General features: G+C 52.9%; 17 protein-coding genes. 11 read left to right on the top strand and 6 right to left on the bottom strand.

Annotation, left to right across the window (positions count from 1 at the left end):
- A partial coding sequence (locus I6E40_RS07690; protein ID WP_235386456.1) for a DUF3874 domain-containing protein occupies window positions 1–187 on the top strand: 187 nt, incomplete at its 5' end.
- Between the two features lie 327 nt (window positions 188–514).
- Here the strand turns inward: I6E40_RS07690 and I6E40_RS07685 are convergent.
- The 4 genes from I6E40_RS07685 to I6E40_RS07670 form a co-directional block, all read right to left on the bottom strand.
- Window positions 515–2,050: an RNA-binding domain-containing protein gene (locus tag I6E40_RS07685; protein ID WP_235386455.1), complete on the bottom strand. Its 1,536-nt coding sequence runs from the start codon at window positions 2,048–2,050 to the stop codon at window positions 515–517.
- Between the two features lie 831 nt (window positions 2,051–2,881).
- Window positions 2,882–3,547, bottom strand: coding sequence for an RluA family pseudouridine synthase (locus tag I6E40_RS07680; RefSeq protein ID WP_235386454.1), 666 nt, complete (start codon window positions 3,545–3,547; stop codon window positions 2,882–2,884).
- Between the two features lie 42 nt (window positions 3,548–3,589).
- Window positions 3,590–4,336: a 3-oxoacyl-[acyl-carrier-protein] reductase gene (gene fabG, locus I6E40_RS07675; RefSeq protein ID WP_235386453.1), complete on the bottom strand. Its 747-nt coding sequence runs from the start codon at window positions 4,334–4,336 to the stop codon at window positions 3,590–3,592.
- 69 nt (window positions 4,337–4,405) lie between these two features.
- Window positions 4,406–5,002 carry a TetR/AcrR family transcriptional regulator gene (locus tag I6E40_RS07670; protein WP_235386452.1) on the bottom strand — a complete coding sequence of 199 codons (597 nt, stop codon included), beginning with the start codon at window positions 5,000–5,002 and terminating at the stop codon, window positions 4,406–4,408.
- A gap of 265 nt (window positions 5,003–5,267) precedes the next feature.
- Between I6E40_RS07670 and I6E40_RS07665 the strand changes: the two genes are divergently transcribed.
- The 6 genes from I6E40_RS07665 (at window position 5,268) to I6E40_RS07640 (ending at window position 16,043) form a co-directional block, all read left to right on the top strand.
- The gene (locus I6E40_RS07665; RefSeq protein ID WP_235386451.1) at window positions 5,268–9,911 is read left to right on the top strand and encodes a translocation/assembly module TamB domain-containing protein; all 4,644 of its coding nucleotides are present in this window, start codon (window positions 5,268–5,270) and stop codon (window positions 9,909–9,911) included.
- Between the two features lie 220 nt (window positions 9,912–10,131).
- The gene (locus tag I6E40_RS07660; protein ID WP_235386450.1) at window positions 10,132–12,606 is read left to right on the top strand and encodes a BamA/TamA family outer membrane protein; all 2,475 of its coding nucleotides are present in this window, start codon (window positions 10,132–10,134) and stop codon (window positions 12,604–12,606) included.
- 196 nt (window positions 12,607–12,802) lie between these two features.
- Window positions 12,803–13,246, top strand: coding sequence for a Fur family transcriptional regulator (locus tag I6E40_RS07655; RefSeq protein WP_235386449.1), 444 nt, complete (start codon window positions 12,803–12,805; stop codon window positions 13,244–13,246).
- 124 nt (window positions 13,247–13,370) lie between these two features.
- Entirely contained in the window at window positions 13,371–13,922 is a 552-nt protein-coding gene (locus I6E40_RS07650) for an NADH peroxidase (RefSeq protein ID WP_235386448.1), read from the top strand.
- Between the two features lie 75 nt (window positions 13,923–13,997).
- On the top strand, window positions 13,998–14,540 hold the full coding sequence (rbr, locus tag I6E40_RS07645) for a rubrerythrin (RefSeq protein WP_235386447.1): 543 nt from the start codon (window positions 13,998–14,000) through the stop codon (window positions 14,538–14,540).
- Window positions 14,541–14,765: 225 nt separating this feature from the next.
- On the top strand, window positions 14,766–16,043 hold the full coding sequence (locus I6E40_RS07640) for an Nramp family divalent metal transporter (protein WP_235386446.1): 1,278 nt from the start codon (window positions 14,766–14,768) through the stop codon (window positions 16,041–16,043).
- Window positions 16,044–16,450: 407 nt separating this feature from the next.
- Here the strand turns inward: I6E40_RS07640 and I6E40_RS07635 are convergent, their stop codons facing one another.
- Window positions 16,451–17,908: an aminoacyl-histidine dipeptidase gene (locus tag I6E40_RS07635; RefSeq protein ID WP_235386445.1), complete on the bottom strand. Its 1,458-nt coding sequence runs from the start codon at window positions 17,906–17,908 to the stop codon at window positions 16,451–16,453.
- 98 nt (window positions 17,909–18,006) lie between these two features.
- Complete coding sequence (locus I6E40_RS07630) at window positions 18,007–19,005, bottom strand: lysylphosphatidylglycerol synthase transmembrane domain-containing protein (RefSeq protein ID WP_235386444.1); 999 nt, start codon at window positions 19,003–19,005, stop codon at window positions 18,007–18,009.
- A gap of 116 nt (window positions 19,006–19,121) precedes the next feature.
- On the opposite strand from I6E40_RS07630, the gene rsmA reads away from it, so the two are divergent.
- The 4 genes from rsmA to I6E40_RS07610 all read left to right on the top strand — a co-directional run bounded on the left by rsmA (window position 19,122) and on the right by I6E40_RS07610 (window position 23,522).
- Entirely contained in the window at window positions 19,122–19,940 is an 819-nt protein-coding gene (gene rsmA, locus I6E40_RS07625) for a 16S rRNA (adenine(1518)-N(6)/adenine(1519)-N(6))-dimethyltransferase RsmA (RefSeq protein ID WP_235386443.1), read from the top strand.
- Between the two features lie 143 nt (window positions 19,941–20,083).
- On the top strand, window positions 20,084–21,523 hold the full coding sequence (locus tag I6E40_RS07620; protein WP_235386442.1) for an MBOAT family O-acyltransferase: 1,440 nt from the start codon (window positions 20,084–20,086) through the stop codon (window positions 21,521–21,523).
- Between the two features lie 4 nt (window positions 21,524–21,527).
- Entirely contained in the window at window positions 21,528–22,475 is a 948-nt protein-coding gene (locus tag I6E40_RS07615) for a hypothetical protein (protein ID WP_235386441.1), read from the top strand.
- Window positions 22,476–22,580: 105 nt separating this feature from the next.
- Entirely contained in the window at window positions 22,581–23,522 is a 942-nt protein-coding gene (locus I6E40_RS07610; RefSeq protein WP_235386440.1) for a hypothetical protein, read from the top strand.
- Window positions 23,523–23,854 lie beyond the last annotated feature (332 nt).

Genomic DNA, 23,854 nt, shown 5'->3' with positions numbered 1-23,854 from the left:
AGGGTCGGAGGCTACGCAATGGCTGTCCGCCACCGAAATCTTCGAGACCTTGAAGCGCGAATCCCCGCGTGCGTTGCAGGGCGTGAAGATAGCGGGAATGGGTCGCCAACTCCGCCACCTGGGCGTACTGAAGAAGCGCACCGCGAAGGGTGTGTTCTACTGTGTCAGCCGGAAGCAGGCGGTTTGAAAGAGAAGAACCGCCTTTTGAACCGCCTTTTGGGAACATTAATGTTCATGAATTGATTCATCAAAAGCCATTAATTTGTTTTGGAACACGAATTGAACACGAATTGAACACGAATTGAACAGAATTAATGGGACATTTAATGAGACAATTAATGGGCATTAATGGAGAAAATTTCTTGTTTTTGGAATAATGCTATCCGGTAAAAGTTTGACGAATGTTATTAACCGAGGGTGAAGCCAAAATGTGCATTTTGACACACCCACTTTCGTTCTGGGGGATAAACACTACATCCCTAATTCAGGTATCAGGTGTACAATTAGCAGTCGGTTATTTCCTTATCTTGCGATATTTCTGGTTCCTATCATTAGGTGTTCCTGGATTCGTCATTTCTAAAACTCCAAGATCCACCAATGGTTGAATATGCCTCTTCCTGTTAACCGATTGGTTTGAAATTCCCAATCTATCCATAATCTCCTGAGAGGATCTTGGCACAGAACAGAAATTAACAATATCCTTTTGCACCTTTGTCAATGGGTGTCTCGGTCGTTTTTGTTGGTTACTTTCTTGGTTACCTACTTGGTTACTTTCTTGGTTAGTTCCTTGGTTAGTTCCTTGATTAGTTCCTTGATTACCTTTCCTCTTGAAAACTACCACAAACTCATGCGCAGACTCATAGTTTTCAAATGTGACCTCTGGCTTCTCCTCCATCGCACGGATGATGCCTGTTCCTGCTCCAGTATATGGTAGCAGGTAGTTGGCATTGGTAAACAAGAACTCGTTCCTTGGCATCGAGGTACCATTCATGATGTCCTCCACTGTCAACACGTTAGGCAGTTCACCAGGACTGTGGATCTCTACCCTGTCATCGAAGATGAAGATTCGTATGGGTGCTTTCCAATTCAGCGACCTATGTACCAAAGCATTAACGGTAAACTCTACCAATGCAACGTATGGCAGCTCCAACTTTCCCAGTGAATTGAATTCCTTCTCTACCTGAACATTCCGTAGATTCCTCGTATAGAAATTCATGATTGTATCGTACTGATGAAGTAGGCAACCTTCCATGTCTTCGTCTCTCACCTTGTCTCGGAAAGTAGTTCCGCCCACAGAATTCCCAACATAGCTGATGCACTTCACCGTATAGGCAGGCAGCCACCGCTGGGGGTATTTGCCAAACAGAAGTACGGCGGCAACAGTCATCCTTCCGTCAGGACGCATAAAACGTAGATTTCGTAGTAGGCCTTCGAGGCTGATGCCACCCACGACAAAGTGAGCCATCTGCTCCAACGTGTAATCGCGCAGGTTCGTCTCGTTCACTCCGCTTCTCTCCATCGCAACAGAAAAGCGGTTTAACAAGTATTTCTTCAACACCTGTTCGTCCATATCCGTTATTGTGAAGTCGTTTACAGCCGCCTCGTCAGGTGCAAAGCTTCCACACTGGCTCATCATCTCCGCCAGCTCTGCATTGTCAAACACCTTGCGCTTATCTGCGCCCTGTTTCACCCACACGATACCCTTGCTGTCGTGGTAAGGTTTATTCAGACCTTCCTTTATTGTTGCAACGACCACGTTTCCACCTTCGACAATCACAGTTTCAATATCAAGTAGCACTTGCGGAACAACGCCTTCTGATGCAAGGCTGCCCAGTAGGTTAGTGGTCTCCTGCACCTCTTGATACGACAACGGATTCACACGTCCCGTCTTATCGTCAATGCCCACTACAATCTTGCCACCGTGGTAGTTGCTCTGTGCCACCATCTCGCAGCTCACATCATATTTGTTGTCACGAGTCACACGTTCCTTGAACTGAACCCGCGTCTGTTCAGCTGTGTCTCTTAACCTAAGTATTTCCTCTCTTGTCATATACTTATAACGTATTATTGATCAATGTTATTGTAGGGGTATTCTATAAATTACGGAATAAGGAACGTTCCACAAAAAACGGGGATATCCGTTCACTTTTCATGCACTTTACCCGAATGGTGATTCAAAATTAGTCATTTTCTCTGTTTTCAGTTTGGTTTGATACTTTTTTCTGCCGTAGAGAGGCACCTTTTAGCTCGAAGCGCACACTTGTACAAGTTCCTGTCAGAGGCGCTGTATATATGACGTAACATATTATCATGAACTATAAACTAAAAAAATAACGAAGTATTGCATGAACATGAATGTTTCAAAAAGGTTGCGCTCCCAGCAAGAAATATTTCTCCATTAATGCTCATTAATTGTCTCATTAATTCTGAACAAATCGTGAACAATTCGTGTTCAAAAAATCAATTCATGGTCAATTCGTGAATCAATTCATGAACATTAATGTTTCAAAAAACGGTTCTTTCGCCTTTCGTCCTTCGCCCTCCGTCTCTTCCTATCTTTGACTCTTTGTCTCTTCCTCACTTCGTCCCTTTGACTCTTTGTCTCTTTGACTTTTAGTCTCTTCCTCTCTTCGTCTCTTTGACTCTTTGACTTTTAGTCTCTTAGACTCTTAGTCTTCTCAGCGACACAGGATTTTCGTTGCCCCATAAAAAAAAGAGGCTTGACGAGCAAGTCTCTTTCTTTTGATGCCATGTCATGTGTTTACGCCGCCGTTCGTCTTTCAAAACTTGTGACGGGAAGACACTTCAAGAATGTTCTATGAATTACGGAATAAAGGAGCACTCAAAAAAGCGCTTACGTTTTTACCTTAATTTATAGTCCTCAGAATTTTCGCCAAATGGGCAGCGTCTCAGGATAGGGCGCCGTGACTTCCACGATTTGGTGGCTCACGGGATGCTCAAAGCGGATGTGGCGGGCATGCAGGCAGATGGAGCCGTCGGGATTGGAGCGGCGAGCACCATATTTCAAATCTCCCTTCACGGGGCAGCCGATGGCTGACAACTGGCAGCGGATTTGGTGATGACGTCCGGTGTGAAGATGTACTTCAACGAGCGAATAGTTTTCTCCTTTCGAGAGAAGCGCGTAGTCCAAGCGCGCGAGTTTCGCTCCCGTTTTGTCCCGCCCTGCCACGTAAGCCTTGTTCTGCTTCTCGTTGCGCACCAACCAGTGCTGCAGTTCTGCGGTTTCCGGTTGGGGCGTTCCCTCGACGATGGCATGGTAGGTCTTTTTCACTTCCGACTTTTGGAACATGGCGTTCAGTCGTGCCAGTGCCTTGGAGGTTCTGGCGAAGATGACGACGCCACTGACGGGTCGGTCGAGCCGGTGCACCACGCCGAGGAAGACGTTGCCCGGTTTGGCATATTTTTCCTTGATATACTTTTTCACAGCTTCGCTCAGCGGCTCGTCGCCGGTTTTGTCGCCTTGAACGATTTCGCCTGCGGCTTTGTTGACAATGATCAAGTGATTGTCTTCGTAGAGAACGTCCATCTGAGTTTCAGCGTCGAAAAAATTTAGGGGGGGGGAACTAAATTACATGTTCATGCCGCCATCGACCTGAATCACCTGTCCGGTGACGTAGCTGGCGAGGTCGGAGGCGAGGAAGGTTGCTACATCGGCGATGTCCTCGGGTTTACCGCCGCGACGGAGGGGGATGGATTTCATCCATTCCTTGCGCACGTCGTCAGAGAGTGCTGCGGTCATGGCAGTTTCAATGAAGCCCGGAGCAATGGCGTTGGCACGGATGCCACGGCTTCCCATTTCCTGAGCAACGCTCTTGGCAAGGGCGATGAGACCTGCCTTGGAGGCGGCGTAGTTGGACTGTCCGGCGTTGCCGTGTACGCCCACGACGGATGCCATATTGATGATGGAGCCGCTGCGCTGACGCATCATGATGGGGGTGCAAGCGTGGATGAAGTTGAAGGCAGACTTGAGGTTCACGGCGATGACAGCGTCCCACTGTGCTTCGGTCATGCGCATCATGAGTCCGTCTTTGGTGATGCCTGCGTTGTTGACGAGGATGTCGATGCTTCCGAAGTCAGCGTGCACTTTGCCCACCACTTCAGCAGTTTCTTCAAAGTTGGCTGCGTTGGAGGCGTAGGCTTGGCATTTCACGCCCTTAGCTTCGATTTCTTTTTTTGTGGCTTCGCCGTTTTCGTCGATGACGAGGTCAGTGAAAGCGATGTTTGCGCCTTCTTCAGCGAATTTCAAGGCAATAGCCTTACCGATGCCACGTGCGGCACCGGTGATGAGTGCGGTCTTTCCAGTGAGAAGTCCCATATTGAATGATAAAATTTAAGATATAAAGGAGACGAAGTGTCTCCGTTGAACAAATTGAATGATCGTGATTTAGTCCAAGGCAGGCGGCATGTTCAGCACGCGCACCAAGATTCCGCGTACGATGGGATAGGTTTCGTCTTCCGTCAGTCCGTCTCCGAGTCGGTCGTAGATGTAGGGCACCTCGAGCCCTTTGACGGAGTAGTGAATGATGTCCGTCATGAGTCCGACGTTTTCGATGCGGAAGCGTCCTTTGTCGATGCCTTCTTGGAGGACGAGTTGGAGGATGCGGTGCTCTTTTTCATCAAAAGTTCTTCTAAACTTCTCCACCATCCAGATGTCTCGGAAGAACTCCGCTCTGAGCGAGCCGTTTCGCAAAACGGTTTCGCGGATGATGCTCAGGTGAGTGTAGATGAGTGCAAAGATTTTCTCTTCCGGTTCTGCGTGCATTTTGGTGACGCCTTCCATTTTCTCAGAAAGGAGCGCCAGCTCTTCTTCAATGACGGCATAGTAAATCTCCTCTTTGTGTCGGAAGTAGGTGTAGAGCGTTCGCCGCCCGCGCCCGGAAGCCTTCGCGATGTCGTTCATCGTGGTTGCTTCAAGCCCGTTCTTGGCAAAAAGTTCGCGTGCAACTTCAATGAGTCGTTGTCGGGTCTTGGTGATTGGCATAGGTGAGAGATTTGGGGAAGAGAAAGCACAGATTTGCGTTTCGTGTGCAAAGTTACGCCTAAATTCTCATCTGACAAGCATTTTCTGTCTCATTTTACACATTGTGCGGTGAATGTGAGAACCAAAGTTTCAAATTATCTCTTCTTTTCCACTAATTTTGCAGAGTCGTTAGCCTTTTGAGTCATCCAAGCAGTTCGGTTTCTTTCTCAAACTGCCGGCGCACTGACTCTCGAGGCGCAGAGAATGAAACTCCCTGCACTGCATCATGAACAAGAAACTCAAAAAAATCAGCATTGCAACAGGCGTGGTCATCTGTCTTCCCATCGTTCTGTTTCTCCTGCTTGCACTCATTATATATATACCTCCCGTTCAAAACTGGGCGGTGAAGAAGGTCGCGGCATCGCTTTCGGAAGAAATGAAAATGGACATCGGTCTCGAAAGCGTGCGGCTGGCTTTCCCGCTTGACCTTGCGCTCCACGGCGTCCGAGCTGTCGAAGACGGCGACACGTTGTTGAGCGCAAAGAGCGTGCTGTTGGACGTGCAACTCCTGCCGCTGTTCAAAGGCTGTGCCAACGTGGATGGACTGAAACTCTATCACGTCACGCTGGACTCTAAGTCCTACGTCAGCGACACGCACATCAAGGGGCGCGCCGCCCTGCTGGAGGCGAAAAGTCACGGCATCGACTGGGTGAACGGAAAGGTTCACATTGACCGAGCCAGACTCCGCGATGCGGACTTCCTCGTGGAACTGAGCGACACAGCCGCCGAGGACACCACGTCAAGCAAAACGGAATGGCTGATTGAAGTGGCACGCGCTGACATCGAGCGCAGCAAAGTGAGACTCTCCATGCCGGGCGACTCGATGCGAATTGGTGCCTCGCTGGGACAGCTGACACTGAAGAAAGGAAAGTTTGATTTGGGCAAAAACTACTATGCCGTGCACTCCCTTCTGCTTCGCGACTGCGGAGCGAACTATGATTTGCCCCACGAAAAGCCCTCCGTCGGCTTAGACCCGAACCACATCAGTCTGAGTCAGATTTCCTTGATTTTGGACACCGTCTCCTACAACGCTGACGGCGTCTTGCGCGCCGGACTCCGCCGCGCGGCTTTGAAGGAACGCAGCGGACTGGCGGTGAGCAATCTCAGCGGAGGAATCTACATGGATTCGCTGCGGTTGATTCTCCCCGCACTGAATTTCCGCACTCCCCACTCTCGCCTGGACGCCTCTCTGGCGTTTGACTTCCGCACTTTCGACGTGCGACGCCCCGGAAAATGCAGCGCACTGATTGATGCCTCCTTCGGGCGTGCTGACCTCATCACTGCCCTGCGCGGACAGGTTCCCGACAATGTGCTGCAGAAAATGCCTGCCTCTCTCTTGGTCAAGGGAGAGGTTAGCGGCAACGCCCGCCATCTGGACTGTCGCTCGCTGAGTCTCTCCTTCCCCGGCATTGTCTCTTTGGATGCCTCCGGCTATGTTCGCAACGTCATGGAGGAACGCCGCAGCGGACAAGCCAAGTTCTCCCTCGTCACCCGCAATCTCTCCGTCGTGCGCAGTCTGCTCCCCAAGAGCGTGACGCAGACGGTACACGTGCCCGACGGCATCACCGCCCGCGGCAACGTGGCTTTCAACGGTGCAGACTATCGTGCCGACCTCCGCGCCGGACTGGGAAATGGAAGTCTCACCGCACGCGCCCGGACCAATTTGAAGCGAGAGACCTATCAACTTTCTGCCAACGCTTCTGCCTTTCCTCTGAACCGTTTTCTTCCTTCGCTCCACGTCAGTCCCTTCACCGGCACACTGCGTGCCTCGGGCGCCGGCTTTGACGTCATGTCGCCGCGGGCTTCGCTGACGGCGGACGCTCAGGTGCGACAGTTCGCCTTTGCCGGTCATCAGCTGGGCGGCATCAGTGCCGATGCCCAAAAACGCGGTGAACAACTCACCTGCGAGTTGCGCTCCGAGGCTGCGCCCGTGAAAGGCACCGCCACTTTGCAGGCACGTCTCGGACAGAAAAACTATGAAGCAGCACTGAAAGCAGACCTTTCTTCCATTGACCTCCTCGCGCTGGGCGTCAGCAAGGACACGATGGAGGCTGCGACGCTCCTGGAGCTGCAAGCCAGTGCGAACAGTCGTTTCACCGTTTGTTCCGCCGGCGGAAGTCTCAAACGCAACCGTTTCTCTTCGCCCAAGAAGAGCATGATGGCGAAGAATCTCCTCTTTGACTTTTCCACCGCACCCGACACAACCACCTTGCACATTTCTGCCGGTGACCTCTTCCTCCGTGCCGGCACACAGCACCCGCTCTCTGAACTCGGAGGCAAAATCTCCAATTTCATCACGGCACTCACCCGGCAGATGGAACAGAAGGACATTCATCTCGACCTGCTCCGCGAACATCTTCCCGTGCTGGCTTTCACCATGGATGCGGGACGCGACAATCCTTTATATAATGTGTTGCGTTTTAAGGGCTACTCTTTCAGCGGCGCTCACGTCAATCTTCAGACCGACCCACGGAGCGGCATCAGCGGAAACGCCCGAGTCGGTGCGTTGCACTTGGAAAAGTTGCTGTTAGACACGATTGAGACGAAACTTTTCCAAGATTCCACAGGCGTGCAGTTGGCAGGCTACGTGAAGAACGAGAAGAAGAAGAATCCAACGCCCTTTGAACTTCGTCTGAAAGCTTTCTTGCTCAACAAAGGCGCCGGACTGGAAATGGCATTCTTTGACAGCAAGGGCGTGAAAGGCGTGGACCTCGGCATGGAAGCAGAAGTGGTTAAAGGCGGATTGCAGATGCACCTCTATCCCCACAACCCCATCCTTGCCTATCGTCGCTTCACGGTCAACAAAGACAACTTCCTCTTTCTCGGTCGCGACAAAAGTATCAAAGCAGACATCGACTTGGTGGCTGACGACGGCACTGCTCTGAGAATCTACGGCGAACCAAAATATGATGACAGTGACCCCGAGGAAGAAGGCTCCGACCCGAGCCTCGTCGCTGCCCGGACGGACTCCGTGAAGCCCGCCAACGACCTGACCTTGAGCGTGAATCACGTCAATCTTGGCGAGCTCTCCGCCGTGCTCCCCTATCTTCCCCGCCTGACGGGTATGCTCAGCGGCGATGTCCACGTGACCGACGACATCTCCCGCAAGAAACTCTCCGCAGTCGCTTCGCTGCAAGCCGATGACCTCACCTTTGAGGGAACACCTCTGGGAAAGGTGGGCGTGGAGGCGATTTATCTGCCTAAGGGCAACGGTGAACACCACGCCTCCGCCTTCATCAGCAGCGGAGAGGAAGAAGTGATGGAAGTCAACGGCGTCTATTTCGACCGCGAGGGAGGAACTTATGAAGGAACGGCTCGTCTGCACGATTTTCCGTTGCAGCTTCTGAACGGTTTCCTCGTCGGCACCGACATGGCGCTGAAGGGAATTGCCGAGGGAGAACTGGAGGTCAAAGGCGCTGCCGACCGCCCCATCCTCAACGGCAAGGTGGGACTGCGTGACGCCCACATCTTCTCCGACGTCTATGGCTTTGACTTCCGCACCGACAGCCGAGAACTGGAACTCAAGGACGGACGACTGATGTTTGAAAACTATAACCTCTACTCCACAGGCAAGAACCCGCTCGTGCTCAACGGTGTCTTTGACATGAGTGACTTCAGTCGCATGGCAATGGACTTCCGCATGAACGCTTCGGACTTTGAACTCATCAACACGAAAAAGAAGCCGCAGTCCATGGTCTTCGGAAAAGTCTATGCCAACTGCAACGGCACAATGAAAGGAACGCTCGATGACCTGAGCATCCGTGCACGCCTCGAAGTCTTGAACCGCACGGACATGACCTATATTTTGAAAGACTCTCCCCTCAGCGTCGATGACCGTCTGAGCAGCCTCGTGCAGTTCGTCAGTTTTGAAGACACGCTGAAATCTGAGGTGGAGCCGCCGGCACCCGTCTCCTCGTTTGACATGGTTTTGACCATCGGCATCAGCGACGCCGCCTTGTTCCACTGCGACCTCAGTGAGGACGGACAGAGTTACGTGGATTTGGAAGGCGGAGGCGACCTGACGATGCGCATGACCGAGAGCGGAGAGATGCGCCTGACGGGACGCTTCACGGTGAACAGCGGAGAAATGAAGTATGCGCTGCCCGTCATCCCACTCAAGACTTTCACCATTGAGCAAGGAAGCTACGTGGAGTTCACGGGCGACGTCATGAATCCGACACTGAACATCGTGGCAAAGGAGCGGACGAAGGCACTGGTGGCTGAAAGCGAAGACAACCAGCGTTCGGTTGCCTTTGACGTCGGCGTCAAACTGACGAAACCCTTGTCCGACATGGGACTCGAGTTCACCATTGAAGCCCCCGAGGATCTCAGCGTCCAGAACGAACTTGCCGCCATGTCGGCAGAACAGCGAGGGAAAGCGGCTGTCACACTGATGGCTACGGGAATGTATATGACGGACGAGACCATGATGCAGGGTTCCGGCTTCAAGGCGAACAATGCACTGAACGCCTTCCTTCAGAGCGAAATCCAGCAAATTGCGGGCTCTGCGCTCAAAACCATTGACATCAGCCTCGGCGTGGAAAGCGGAACATCCGAAGTCGGCACTTCCACAACGGACTATTCCTTCCGCTTCGCGAAACGCTTCTGGGGCAACCGAATCTCCGTCATCATCGGCGGCAAGGTCAGCACGGGTGCCGACGCGACCAACTCAGCAGAGAGTTTCATCAGTAATGTGTCCGTGGAATATCGTTTGGACCGCGGCTCAACACGCTATGTCAAAGCATTCTATGACCGTGACACGCAAGACCCATTGGAGGGTCAGCTGACACGCACCGGCGCCGGTCTCGTGCTGCGCCGCAAGACGGAGCGTCTGGGCGAACTTTTCATCTTCAAGAACAAGAAAAAGTGAGGCGGCGTGTCATAATAGCCAATCTGCAGCGTTGCTATCGGATTCGGGCTTGATCATGTACTTCAGTACACTCCCTGCGCCCTCAACCTCAGCGTCTTGCATCTTAGCCATTCTGACGCACCGCCGAGAGTGAAGCCAAAATCTGCATTTTGACACACCCTTCTTCCCCACCTTTCTTGACTCTCTATACTTTCTTTACCCCTCTCTACCTCCCTATCCCGTGAAACAACTTCTTCTCTTTTTCCTTCCCGCCGTCCTGCTTCTCGCAGCGTGCTCGACCACCAAAGCCATTCCTGAGGGCGAGCAACTCTACACCGGCATCGATGAGATAACCTACACCGAACGTCCCACTGCCTCCACCAAAAAACATGCGGACTCCACCGGCGTGATTACCGCCGTCGCCGACGCCGTGACCACCGTTTCCGACGTCCTGCAGGGCAAGACCACGGCGGAATCACTCCTCTCTGCTTCAAAACCTCTCGACGAAAAGACGCAGAAGAAAGAAGAAAAACGTCTGGCGAAACAAATGGAGGAGGACTTCGCCACCGCCAAGGAGGAAGTGGAGGCAGTGCTTGCCTATCCGCCCAACAACGCCATCTTTGGCTCCTCGTCAATGTCCTGGCCCTGGAAGGTGGGACTCTGGGTTCACAACGGATTCGCCCACTCAAAAGGGAAGTTTGGGAAATGGATGCTGAAACATTTCGGCACATCGCCCGTGCTGGTCAGTCAAGTCAGTCCGGAGATGCGCGTCAAAGTGGCGACAAACACACTCCACAACTACGGTTTCTTCCGCGGGAAGGTGACCTACGACATCCTGACACAAAAGAACCCGAAGAAAGCACGCATCGCCTACCACGTCCGAGCGGGAAAGGTCTATCGGCTTGACTCCATCGCCTATCTCAACTATCCCTCCGCCATGGACTCCATTCTGCGTGCCCACTCCGCCGCACGACTGCTGAAATCGGGCGAGGCGTTCAGCGTCGTGAACCTCTCAGACGAACAAACACGCATCGAGAAATTGATGAAAGAGAATGGCTACTATTTCTATAAAGCAGCCTACACAACCTTCCGAGCAGACACCATCATGCGTCCCGGGTTCGTGCAACTACAGGTGCAACCCATCGCCAGTCGCCCCAAAGAAGCCGACCGACCGTGGTACATTGGGAATGTCCACGTTCACCTCCGCCGCAACGAGGACGACGTCACTGACAAAACGCTCCGACGCCGACGCTACACCTATTCTTTCTCCGGCGACAAAATGCCACTCCGCGCCTCCGTCTGGCGTCACGCCATCGCCCACCGTTCTGGAGAGAAATATCGCCTCAGCGACTATCAGACCACGATGGAGAAAATCGGCGCAATGGGTGTGCTGAGCCAGATGGACTTGTCCTACGTGCCGCGCGACACCTCTGCCTTGGCGGGCGACACCCTGGATCTCGTGATTCATGCCGTCATGGACAAACTCTTCGACAGCACGTTTGAAATGAACGCCACCTTTAAAAGCAATCAGCAGGTCGGACCCGGTGTGAGCTACGAACTCTCCAAACGCAACGCCTTCCGCGGCGGCGAAAAAGTGTCGTTCAAAATTTTCGGCTCCTACGAATGGCAAACGGGTGCCGGCGCCGAGGGCGGAAACTCATTGCTCAACTCCTACGAACTCGGCACGGCACTGACCTTCCGCTTCCCACGCTTCGTCTTCCCCGGCGTCAGCCGCCGGCGACAACGCTTCCCTGCCACCACAGACTTCGTCATCGATGCGGACTGGAAAAACCGCTCCGGATTCTTCCAAATGGTGAGCATGGGACTTGAAGCCACCTACGGATGGCACAAACGCGCCACCCGACAGCACAAACTGACGCTCTTCAGCCTTGACTTTGACCGCCTGCTCACCACGACAAGCAACTTTGAAAAAATCATGGCGGACAATCCTGCGCTCTACGTCTCTATGCGCAACCAGTTCATCCCTGCCATGTCCTACACCTACACCTATCAGTCTCCGTCCACCCGACGCGATGCCTGGTGGATGCAGTTCCACGTCAAGGAAGCAGGACACGTCACCTCACTCATCTATGCCGCCGCAGGAAAGTCTCTCTCACAGCGCGACAAGGAACTCTTCGGCAATCCCTTCGCACAATTCGTCAAATTCACGGCTGAACATCGCCGCACGTTCCGCCTGAACCAGACCCTCAGCCTTGCCTCCCGCGTCTTCGCCGGAGTGGTGTGCAGCTACGGAAACAGCCAAGCCGCCCCCTACACAGAACAGTTCTACGTCGGCGGTGCCAACAGCATTCGTGCCTTCACCGTTCGCAGCATCGGACCCGGCAACTACAAACCTTCTTCAAGTCGTTACTCCTATATGGACCAAACGGGCGACGTCCGACTGGAGGCGAACGTTGAACTGCGCGCACGTTTGATTGGCGACCTCTGCGGAGCAGTCTTCCTGGACGCCGGAAACGTCTGGTTGCTCCGCCCCGATGCAAACCGCCCCGGCGCACAACTGACCGCTTCCTCCCTCCGACACATCGCCCTCGGCACCGGCGCCGGCATACGCTATGACCTCGACTTCATCGTGCTCCGCTTTGACGTCGGCATCGGACTCCACATGCCCTACCACACCGAAAAGTCTGGCTTCTACAACATCCCGCGCTTCAAAGACGGCATCGGACTGCACTTTGCCATCGGCTATCCGTTCTGACTTGTCCACCTATTTCTGACATATACATATATTATAATGTGCCCCCGCCCCACCCTGTCGTCAGGAGATAGCCCGTAAAATAGAAACCAAACGAGCAATGATAGAAAATAAAAATACTTTTTTCTCACGAATAGTTTGGTCAGACGGTCAGAAACAAATACTTTTGCTTCACAAACACAATTGTAATTGATACAACATGAGTGCGCAAACGCCCGACACTGTCTCCTATCTCATCGACCACGGCATTAAGCCCTCCATGCAGCGAATGGCAGTCATGGGCTATTTGATGACACACAGAACTCACCCGACAGCAGAGGAAATCTACTCCGCCCTGCACGTCAGCATGCCGACGCTTTCCAAAACAACCGTCTATAACACCCTCAAACTCTTCACCGAGCAGGGAGCGGCAAAACAGCTGACCATTGACGAAAGATACGTCTGCTTTGACTATGACACCTCCGATCACGCACATTTCCTTTGCAAAGACTGCGGCAAGGTCTTTGACATTCCCATCGACAAAGAGAAGCTCCGCGAACTGACCGTGCTCCCGGAGGGGTTTGAATCCAACCACACTGCCCTCTATTTCCGAGGCCGCTGCAAACATTGCTGCGCCAAAAGCCAACGAAGGGCACAGTGCTGAAAACAGAAGAAACAAAAACGCAGCGCCTCTCGGCGCGAAAGGGTGAACCAAAGAACCTTGGCACCCCCATCAAACTCAGAGAAATAACTTTCAAATTCAATCAATCTTTAACTCCATCAACATCATGAAAAAGAAATTCATCTGCACCGTTTGCGGTTTCGTCTATGAAGGCGAGCACGCTCCCGAAAAATGCCCCATGTGCGGCGTTCCCGCTTCCAAGTTTAAAGAACTCGCCGAAGAAGGCGGACTCTCTTTCGTGGCTGAACACGAAATTGGCGTAGCAAAAGGCTGCGACGAAGAAATGATCAAAGACCTCAACGCTCACTTCAACGGAGAATGCACCGAAGTCGGAATGTATCTCGCCATGTCTCGTCAGGCAGACCGCGAAGGCTATCCCGAAGTGGCAGAGGCTTTCAAGCGCTACGCTTGGGAAGAAGCAGAACACGCTGCCAAGTTTGCCGAACTCCTCGGTGACGTCGTTTGGGACACCAAAACCAACCTCGAAAAGCGCATGAACGCTGAAGCCGGTGCCTGCGAAGACAAAACACGCATCGCAAAACGTGCAAAAGAACTCAACCTCGACGCCATCCACGACACCGTTCACGAAATGGCTCGCGACGAAGCACGTCACGGAAAAGGTTTCGAAGGACTCTACAACCGCTACTTCAAGAAATAATCTTTTTTCACCACGAGCGACCGGACGACAACCTGCCTTCCGGTCGCTCGTTCTAAACGTACTTACACAAACAAAATGAAAGAACTCAAAGGAACAAAGACTGAGCAGAACCTTGCCACAGCCTTCGCCGGCGAAAGTCAGGCTCACACCAAATATCTTTACTATGCCTCCAAAGCAAAGAAGGATGGCTACGTGCAAATGTCAAACATCTTCACCGAAACCGCCAAGAACGAAAAAGAACACGCCAAACTGTGGTTCAAGTATCTCCACGGAGGAGCAGTGCCCGAAACAACCGTGAACCTCGCTGACGCTGCCGACGGAGAAAACTACGAGTGGACGGACATGTATGCCACCTTCGCAAAAGAAGCTCGCGAAGAAGGCTTCGAAGAAATTGCCGCTAAGTTTGAAATGGTGGGAGCCATCGAAAAAGCGCACGAGGAACGCTACCGCAAACTTCTGAAAAACATCAACGATAACGTGGTCTTCTCTCGCGAAGGCGACTGCGTTTGGCAGTGCTCCAACTGCGGACACATCGTGGTGGGAAAAAAGGCGCCCGAACTCTGCCCCGTTTGCGCTCACCCGCAGAGCTACTTTGAACTCCATGCTAAAAACTATTGATTGACGCAGAGAACGCTGTCCCTGACAGGACACAAAATACAAAGAGAGACAGCAACCTCTGAGTGAATACAACAAAAGCCGGTTCGCGGACGCCGAGGGATTCCCCCGACACATCGCAAACCGGCTTTCTGAATTTCTTCATTCTTTGCCGGTACAGAAAACCCGCGGTCACAAAACTGAAGAAAAACCGGAACATCATTCTCTCCCACTCTATCCTGCCAAATCATGCTCAAAGAAAAAATACAAGACTGGAAAAAACACTGGAACGCCAAAGAGGGCAGCCTCTCCGGCGGTCTCGACATCCTGCGCTACATCGGACCGGGACTGCTCGTCACCGTGGGATTCATCGACCCAGGAAACTGGGCATCCAACTTTGCGGCAGGCTCCACCTTTGGCTATGCACTGCTCTGGGTCGTCACGCTCTCAACCGTGATGCTCATCATCCTGCAACACAACGTGGCACACCTCGGCATCGTGACCGGACAGTGTCTGGCAGAAGCCACGACACGCAACTTTTCGCGTCCCGTCAGTCGGACGATTCTTTGGAGTGCCATGCTGGCTTCCATGTCCACCTCGCTGGCTGAAATCCTCGGCGCCGCCATTGCGCTGGAAATGCTCTTCGGTCTGCCACTGATTCTCGGTGCCGCACTGGCAGTGGTGGTTTGCACACTGCTGCTTTTCACGAACGGCTACAGTCGTGTCGAGCGCGGCATCATCGCCTTCGTTTCCCTCATTGGATTTTCTTTTCTCTATGAACTCACACTGACCGACACCGACTGGGCAGCAGCTGCCGCGGCGGCGGTGAAACCTTCCTTGCCGGAGGGAAGCATTCTGATTGTCATGAGCGTGCTCGGTGCCGTGGTCATGCCCCATAATCTTTTCCTTCATTCCGAGGTGATTCAGAGTCGGCAGTTCAAAGAGAAGGGAAAGGAGAGCATCAAGCACGCTTTGAAATATGAGTTCTACGACACGCTGCTCGCCATGACCATCGGATGGGCAATCAATTCTGCAATGATTGTTCTGGCAGCCGACGCTTTCTTCGCGCAGGGAAGACTGGTGGAATCTTTGCCCGATGCCGGCGGACTGCTTGCCCCGTTGCTGGGCGGGGCGGCTGCGACCGTCTTCGCGATTGCCCTGCTGCTGGCGGGCATCTCAAGCACCGTCACAAGCGGCATGGCGGCGGGTTGTGTTTTCTCGGGAATGTATGACGAAGCCTACGACGCCAAGGACGTGCACTCTCGCGCCGGCATTCTCATTTCCTACGTCGGTGCTTTTGTGGTTTTGCTTTTCATCGGCGATGCTTTCAAGGGGCTCATCGTCTCGCAGGCTGTGCTGAGTTTACAACTTCCCATCACGATGTTCACGCAAGTGCGACTCACCTCCTCGCGGCGCATCATGGGAGACTATGCCAACAAACGTTCCACGAACATCATTCTCTACTCCCTCGCCTCCCTCGTCTCCGCCCTCAACCTCTACCTTCTTTGGACGCTCATCGCGGAGTGAGGACCGCCCGCCACGCCGACCCACGTGACCCACAAAGTTTCATTCCACTTGCCACGGCAGACAATCTTGTTTTTGTCCGCCGTGGCAACTTGTTTACCGGACAGCAATGTAAAAAACGAGTGCCACTCACAAAAAAGCGGTTTCCCCGCTGAGAAGGTTCTGTTTGACGAAAAGAACCGCCCAAGGGGGAAACCGAAACTTAAAAATTATGTTTTCAGAACGAAATGTGCGTTCTCCTTATTTGAGGGTGTGTCAAAATGCACATTTTGGCTTCACCCTCGAAGGTGCGTCAGAATGGCTAAGATGCAAGGCGCTGAGGATGAGGGCGCAGGGAGTGTACTGAAGTCATGACCAAGCCCGAATCCGATAGCAACGAAGCAGATTGGCTGTTATGACACACCGTCTCCTTATTTCTTCGGGATGCGCACGAGAATTTCTTTGACGAAGTCCCAATACTTCTCCACGGAGGGGATGTGGCAACGCTCGTTCGGAGTGTGGGGAGAGCGGAGCGTCGGACCGAAGCTGACGAGGTCCATGTGGGGACGATGTGCGCCGATGACGCCGCATTCGAGACCGGCATGGATGACAAGGACTTTGTTCTCTTTGTGGAACATATCGCGATAGATTTCCTGCATGAGTTCCACAATCTCGCTTTTGGGATTGGGCTGCCAAGCGGGATATTCTCCGCCGGTTTCAACTTTCATGCCCGCCATGCTGAACGCGCTTTCCAACGTTTCGACGAGACATTCGCGCATGCTGTCGCGAGAGGAGCGGATGAGGATGAGCACCTCTGCCTTTCCTCCACCAATTTCTACCACAGCGAGGTTTGAGGAAGTTTCGACGATGCCGGGCACGTCGGGAATGTAGCGCAGGATGCCGTTGTGAGCGGCGCAGATGGCATTGACGAGATTGTCTTGAACGCCGGAAGGAACCATGGTCTCGGCGTGAGCCACTTCTTCCATGGTGAGAGAGAGGGAGGGTTCAATGAAACCGTATTCTGCCTGGAAGGTTTCTTTCCACTCAGCCACTGCTTCTGCCAGCGCACTGACATTTTCTTTCGGCAGGGTCAGAACGACTTCTGCTTCACGAGGAATGGCGTTGCGCATGTTGCCGCCTTTCCACGACACGAGGCAGGCTTCAAAGTTGGCAATGGCGTCCTGCACCAGACGAGCCATGGTTTTGTTGGCGTTGCAGCGGCCGACTTGGATCTCACAGCCGGAGTGACCGCCGAGGAGACCGGAAAGCGTGACTTTCACGGCAGCGTCGGAAGCGTCCGTCTCCACTTCTTTATATTCCAAAGTGGCAGTCAGGTTCACGCCGCCGGCGGAGCCGATGACCATTTCGCCTTCTTCCTCGTTGTCGAGGTTGAGGAGGATTTCGCCTTCAAGCACATCGGGTTTCATGTGGTTCACGCCCCACATGGTGGTTTCCTCGTCGGCAGTGATGAAGCCTTCAATCGGACCATGCGGCAGAGAGTCGTCCTCCATGATTGCCATGATGGTGGCGACAGCCATTCCGTCGTCAGCACCGAGGGTGGTGTTGCGAGCACGCACCCATTCGCCATCAATGTAGGTCTCAATCGGGTCGTTCTCAAAGTCGTGCGGACTGTCTGGAGTCTTTTGCGGCACCATGTCCATGTGTCCCTGGAGGGTGACATACTTTCTGTCTTCCATGCCGGGCGTGGCAGGTTTGCGCATGATGATGTTGCCGGCTTCGTCCTGGAAGGCGGCGACGCCTTTTTCTTTTGCCCAGTCGAGCAGGAACTTCTGCACCTTCTCGAGATGACCGGAGGGGCGGGGAACTTGTGTCAGCAGATCAAAGTTTTTCCAAACAGCCTGAGGCTGAAGATTTGCAATTTCACTCATAATATTGGATTAAGTGTAAGGTTGAAAAATTCGGTTTTGAGTAGGTGGTATATATTATAATAAGGAGTAAGTCCTGTATATAATAAATGTATTGTCGTTCACTTTTTCTCAGCGGCAGGGATGCGCCGGGTGGTGTTCAGTTGTGCCCATCCGTAGATGCCGAGCAGGACGACGAGTGCGGTTTGCACCGTGTGAACGACCAGGGCGAACATGACGGCGGGTTCTTCAGCGACACCGTAGAGGACGAGCATCGTTTTCACGGCAAAGTGCCATGGTCCGGCACCGTTGGGGGTGGGAACCAGCACGGCGAAAGATCCGACGCAGAAAATGAGAAACGCCTCGCCGGGAAGGATGCCGGAGGTGGCGTCGAAGCAGAAGAAGGCGATGTAGAAATGGAGAAAATAGCCCACCCAAATCAGCACGCTGTAGAGAAGATAGAGCGGGAAATTCCGGACTTTCTTCAGTGAGAGCACACCGCTGATGACGTCACGCAGGAGGTCGTGTCCTTTGCGGAAGAGTTTCAAGCCACGGACGAGGATGTATGCGAGCAAGACTGCGGCGAGGAGACAGAGGACGGTAACGAGATAGCCCGTCGTGCTGAACTGACGCGCCAAATCACCGACGTTGAAGCCGGTGGTGCGCAGGAAACGCAGGAAGACCGGGAGTTGCCAAAGGAATGCTATTCCCGTGAAGAGCAACATCAAGACGCTGTCAATCAGACGTTCCGTGACGACGGTGCCGAGCGACTTGGTGAAGGACACTCCGTCCATACGCTTCAGCGTGGCGCAGCGGGTGACCTCGCCGGAGCGGGGAATGACGAGGCTGGCGGCATAGGAGACAAAGATGGAGTTCACGCAAACGCTGCGGCGCGGCTTTTCGCCCAACGGCTCCAATGCCTGCTGCCAACGAAGCGCACGAATCACCTGCGGAACAATGCCAAACAAAAGCGAAAGTCCCATCCAACGCCAATCTGTCTGATGAAAAATGCTGTCAAGAAAAACCTCACCGCTCGTGTCGCGATACATCCACCAAAGAATACCCAAACCAAGAAGGAAGGGAAGACCGATGCGAAAAATTTTCTTGAAGAGGGAACTCATTAATTATGTATTGTTTAACTTTGCAAACGTTTTCAGCCCTACTTTGATAAAGATTGTCAAACTAAAAAAAGGGCACACGCGATTTTACAGAAGCAAAAGTAGAAATAATTGTTTAGATGCGTTTAGTACGTCCTAAAAAATTTCTGGGTCAGCACTTCCTGACAGACCTTCGAACGGCAGAAGCGATTGCCGACACGGTGGACAGTCACCCCGAACTGCCGATTCTTGAGGTCGGACCGGGCATGGGAGTCATGACGCAGTTTCTCTTGAAAAAACAACGTCCGCTCAAGGTCGTCGAACTGGACTTTGAGAGCGTCGCCTACCTGAGAAAGGAGTTCCCGGAGTTGGAACCGAATCTCATTGAAGACGACTTCTTGAAAATGCACCTGGAACACACGTTCAACGGGAAACCCTTCCTGCTGACGGGAAACTACCCCTACAACATCAGTAGTCAGATTTTTTTCAAAATGCTGGAATACCGCGACTTGATTCCTTGCTGCACAGGCATGATTCAGAAAGAAGTGGCGGAGAGACTGGCGGCAGCGCCGGGCTGCAAAGCCTACGGCATCCTGACCGTACTGGTGCAACTCTACTATCACGTCGAATATCTCTTCACCGTGGAGCCGGGGGTGTTCAACCCGCCGCCCAAGGTGCGCAGTGCCGTGGTGCGTCTCGTCAGAAACGACGTGCAGAAGCCGGACTGCGACGAGCAACTGCTGACGCGTGTCGTCAAAACGACCTTCAACCAACGACGCAAGATGATGAGAGGCAGCATCCGACCGCTTCTTGCGGAACTGGACACAAAATGGGAACCCCTGCAGAAAGGACACGCGGACTTCCTCGCCACGCCACTCATGACCAAAAGACCAGAACAACTCTCGGTGCAGGAATTCATCGAACTCACCAACCGCGTCAGCGAACTCTATCAGCATTAGTGTGGGCATGAAAAAGCTCGTGAAAAAGCTCGCTGCATAAAAAAGAGGCAAAAACAAGAAAGGAGCCTCCCCAACCGTGCTTACTGACGCACGCACCTTTGATTTTCCGAAACTATATCCCATAAATTAGACAGAGAACAGTCATGCTTTTCAACTCTCTCGAATTTTTGATTTTCCTTCCCATTGTTTTTCTGCTCTACTGGCACGTTTTCAAACCGCTGAGGTGGCAGAACTTCTTCGTGGTCGTGGCAAGCTACGTGTTCTACGGCTGGTGGGACTGGCGCTTCCTGCTGCTCATTCTTTTCACCTCGCTCTGCAGCTTCGCCAGCGGCATTCTCCTGCAACGCTTTGACGAATCGAAGAAATGGAGGAAGGTCATTTCCGGCACCAACATCGCCATCAACATCGCCATTCTCGGCGTGGTGAAATACTATGACTTCTTTGCTTCGCAGCTCGTCGAAGCGTTCTCCGGACTTGGTATTCAATTGAATCTCACCTCGCTGAACATCATTCTGCCGGTGGGTATCTCGTTCTACACGTTCCAGGCACTGAGCTACACCGTAGATATCTACCGCCGCAAGTTGGAACCGACACGTGACGTCATCGCTTTCCTTGCTTTCATCTCCTTCTTCCCGCAACTTGTGGCAGGTCCGATTGAACGCGCCACGAACCTCTTGCCGCAGTTCCTGAAACCGCGCAAGTTTGACTATGCACTCGCCGTTGATGGCATGCGCCAGATTCTTTGGGGACTTTTCAAGAAGATGGTCGTCGCCGACACTTGCGCCACCGCCTGCAACGAGATTTTTGCGGACTATGCCACCAAAAGCGGTGGAGAACTGATTGTCGGCGCCTTGTTCTTCACGTTCCAAATCTACGGTGACTTCTCGGGCTACTCCGACATCGCCATCGGTACGGCGAAACTCTTCGGCGTGCGTCTCATGCGCAACTTCAACGTCCCCTACTTCTCCCGCGACATCGCCGAGTTCTGGCGTCGCTGGCACATCTCGCTCAACACGTGGTTTGTGGACTACGTCTATATCCCCCTCGGCGGCAGCCGCAACGGCAAGTGGAAGACGGTGCGCAACACGCTCATCATCTTCGGACTCAGCGGACTTTGGCACGGCGCGAACTGGACCTACATCGTCTGGGGATTCTATCACGCCTTCCTTTTCATTCCTCTCTTTCTCTTCGGTTTGAACCACAAGCGCAAGGACGTTGTCGCCGCCCAAAGTTGGCATCCGTCTTGGAAGGAGGCGCTGCAAATGCTGACGACTTTCTGTTTCGTGGTCATCGGATGGATTATCTTCCGCGCCGAGAACATCGGACAGGCTTGGGGCTACATCAGCCGCATGTTCTGTGAGTTCGACGGCACGTTCCCGAAACACGGCAACACACCGCTCATCTACTGTGGCATCGTCCTGCTCGTCGAATGGATGCAGCGAAAGAAGGAACATGCCTTCCAAATCCCTCACCGCTCACTCTTTGCCTATCGCCCCGTGAGATGGATTTTCTATTTTGCCGTCTTCGTCTGCACCTACTTCTTCATGGGCAATCAATCCACGTTCATCTACTTCCAATTCTGAGCCCATGAAACGTTTCTTGATTTGCATCCTTCTCTTTTCGGGCTTCGTGCTGGCAGCCATCGCCGTCTTTGAGTGGAGCCTGCGAAACATTCCGAATGAGTTCCGCTTCAAAGATGAGGTCATGCAGCAGCGCGCCGAGAGTCTGACCACCCTCGTCATCGGCAGTTCCGTTGCCCACGAAGGCATTGACCCTGCCATCTTCCCGGACAGCGCCACCGCCTTCAACCTTGCCCTCTCAGGCGAAATGACGACCTATAATTGTATGTCGTTCTTCCACTACGCACCCCGCCTCACCCATCTCCGCCACTTGATTTGGGGTTTCTCCTATCAGCAACTCTATTTCGACGACCGCATGCCCGAGAACATGATGAACCGCTACGGTCATCGCATCTACATGGGCATCGACGAGCAGCCCGGCATCACGGAACATTTGGAATGTCTCGCGCTGAAGTCGCTTGCCTTCCGAAAGTTCACGAAATACTATTTCAAAGGCGAGACCGACGAACCCTTCGCACCGAGCGGACTCGACAGCCGCCCCTACGAGGAAGGATTGCGACTCAACTGGAAAGAAAAAACGAAGAAACAGGCGGACGACTACACCAAAGAAATGCGACTGCGCACCAAAGATCGCGACATGAACATCCAACTCATCCACGAAGTCCTGGACCACTGCCGCAAAAAAAACATCCAAGTCTCCATCGTCGTGCCGCCCGTCTATCCCACCTACAATGACGCCTGCGACACCGCTTTAAAGGCATATAACGTAAACTTCTTTAAATCACTTGAAAAGGAGTACGCCAACTTGAAAGTTTTCTATTACTTTGGCGACAAGCGCTATGAGGAAAAGGACTACTATGACTACGGTCATCTCAGCTCCGACCACGGCGCACAAAAGTTCACCCGCCGCCTGCTGGCGGACATTGCCAAAGGAGAAAGCATTTACATTGAATAGAAATCTAAAATCCTCAAACTCGGCGTCTCCATCAACTCCTTTTCCCTCACAAAACGCCGGTTCTTTTGCCACTTTCAGTGGGTTTCATCCCTTCCGTCCTAATACATGAAACGATTCATCGCCTCTGTCAGTCTTTTCTCGCTCATCGTCCTTCTTGCCGGAGGGACGTTTGAGTGGAGCATACGCCGCATTCCGAATCTCTATGCCTTCAAAGACAGCGTCATGACGGCAAGAGGAGCGGAGTTCAGCACCCTCATCATCGGCAGCTCGGTCGCACACGCCGGCATCGATGCCTCCATCTTCCCGAAACCGCAAGAAACCTTCAACCTTGCCATCACCGGAGAACTCGTGCCCTACGACTACATGGTCTTTCAAAAATATGCGCCGAACCTCCGCAAACTGAGAAATCTCATCTGGGGCATCGCCTTCCAAACGCTCTGGATGGACGACCGACTCACCGACGACAACACGAACCAAAACGGCCACCGCATCTACATGGACATTGACCAGACCGACCACTTCACCGACCATCTTGAAGTGCTCGTGCTGAAATCGCTCGCCTTCCGCAAATTCAGTCAACACTATCTCGCCGGAATGGACACCAAAAACTGCGACGCCTGGGGGCTCAACACCGGACTGCCACAAGAAAAGGTGAAAGCCTCCTGGGTCGAGAAATGCGAAGAGAAGGCTGCCGACCACAAAAAACTCATGCTCGCCAACCCCGGCGTCTTTGAGGAGAATGAACAGAGAATCAGAGAAGTGGCAACCTACTGCAACGAACACAACGTGCAACTTTTCCTCGTCGTGCCGCCCGTCGCTGCCCGCTATGACCGAGCCTGCGACCCCACGCTCAAGCAGAAAATGCGTCACACGCTTTCCGCCATTGCCGCAGACTATCCCAACGTCGTCTTCCTGGACTACTTTGCCGACACTCGTTTCACCGACGCCGACTTCTTTGACTGTAACCACCTCACCTGTGACCACGGCGCACAGAAATTCACGCGCTTGCTGCTCCAAGACATGAAGAACCACGGCTTCAAAGAATGAAGCGGCTTGTAAGGAGGAAAAAGTTTTACTTACAGGGGTGTTCTATAACATATTACAAGAGCAAGGAAAAACTTTGCAAACCATACACAAACCCTACATTTAACCCTGCATCTCTCTGATTTTCCGTGCGTTGTGGAATGTATGGTTTGCGCCGCAAACCCTGCACAAACAATACACGAAACTATACACCGCAACCCTACATTCTGTTGTTTGAACACGAATCAAACGAATGGAACGGATCAAACGGTTGAAGCGAATGGAACGAATGAATGAAAGACAAAAACCGGAAAAACCCCTTGCGCTTGATGCAAACGGCTCTGACGAGCCTTTGA

This window comes from Prevotellamassilia timonensis, assembly GCF_021531665.1.
Lineage (GTDB): Bacteria > Bacteroidota > Bacteroidia > Bacteroidales > Bacteroidaceae > Alloprevotella.
Note: the sequence above shows the minus strand (reverse complement) of the source record. Positions and strands in the feature narration are given on the sequence as shown.

What these genes read in the sequence shown, in the direction of transcription:
- I6E40_RS07620 (WP_235386442.1), top strand. Translation starts at nt 20,084, where the DNA reads ATGCTTTTCAACTCTCTCGAATTTTTGATTTTCCTTCCCATTGTTTTT.
- rsmA (WP_235386443.1), top strand. Translation starts at nt 19,122, where the DNA reads ATGCGTTTAGTACGTCCTAAAAAATTTCTGGGTCAGCACTTCCTGACA.
- I6E40_RS07685 (WP_235386455.1), bottom strand. Translation starts at nt 2,050, where the DNA reads ATGACAAGAGAGGAAATACTTAGGTTAAGAGACACAGCTGAACAGACG.
- fabG (WP_235386453.1), bottom strand. Translation starts at nt 4,336, where the DNA reads ATGGGACTTCTCACTGGAAAGACCGCACTCATCACCGGTGCCGCACGT.
- I6E40_RS07650 (WP_235386448.1), top strand. Translation starts at nt 13,371, where the DNA reads ATGAAAAAGAAATTCATCTGCACCGTTTGCGGTTTCGTCTATGAAGGC.
- I6E40_RS07640 (WP_235386446.1), top strand. Translation starts at nt 14,766, where the DNA reads ATGCTCAAAGAAAAAATACAAGACTGGAAAAAACACTGGAACGCCAAA.
- I6E40_RS07635 (WP_235386445.1), bottom strand. Translation starts at nt 17,908, where the DNA reads ATGAGTGAAATTGCAAATCTTCAGCCTCAGGCTGTTTGGAAAAACTTT.
- I6E40_RS07680 (WP_235386454.1), bottom strand. Translation starts at nt 3,547, where the DNA reads ATGGACGTTCTCTACGAAGACAATCACTTGATCATTGTCAACAAAGCC.
- I6E40_RS07665 (WP_235386451.1), top strand. Translation starts at nt 5,268, where the DNA reads ATGAACAAGAAACTCAAAAAAATCAGCATTGCAACAGGCGTGGTCATC.
- I6E40_RS07615 (WP_235386441.1), top strand. Translation starts at nt 21,528, where the DNA reads ATGAAACGTTTCTTGATTTGCATCCTTCTCTTTTCGGGCTTCGTGCTG.
- rbr (WP_235386447.1), top strand. Translation starts at nt 13,998, where the DNA reads ATGAAAGAACTCAAAGGAACAAAGACTGAGCAGAACCTTGCCACAGCC.
- I6E40_RS07630 (WP_235386444.1), bottom strand. Translation starts at nt 19,005, where the DNA reads ATGAGTTCCCTCTTCAAGAAAATTTTTCGCATCGGTCTTCCCTTCCTT.
- I6E40_RS07610 (WP_235386440.1), top strand. Translation starts at nt 22,581, where the DNA reads ATGAAACGATTCATCGCCTCTGTCAGTCTTTTCTCGCTCATCGTCCTT.
- I6E40_RS07670 (WP_235386452.1), bottom strand. Translation starts at nt 5,002, where the DNA reads ATGCCAATCACCAAGACCCGACAACGACTCATTGAAGTTGCACGCGAA.
- I6E40_RS07655 (WP_235386449.1), top strand. Translation starts at nt 12,803, where the DNA reads ATGAGTGCGCAAACGCCCGACACTGTCTCCTATCTCATCGACCACGGC.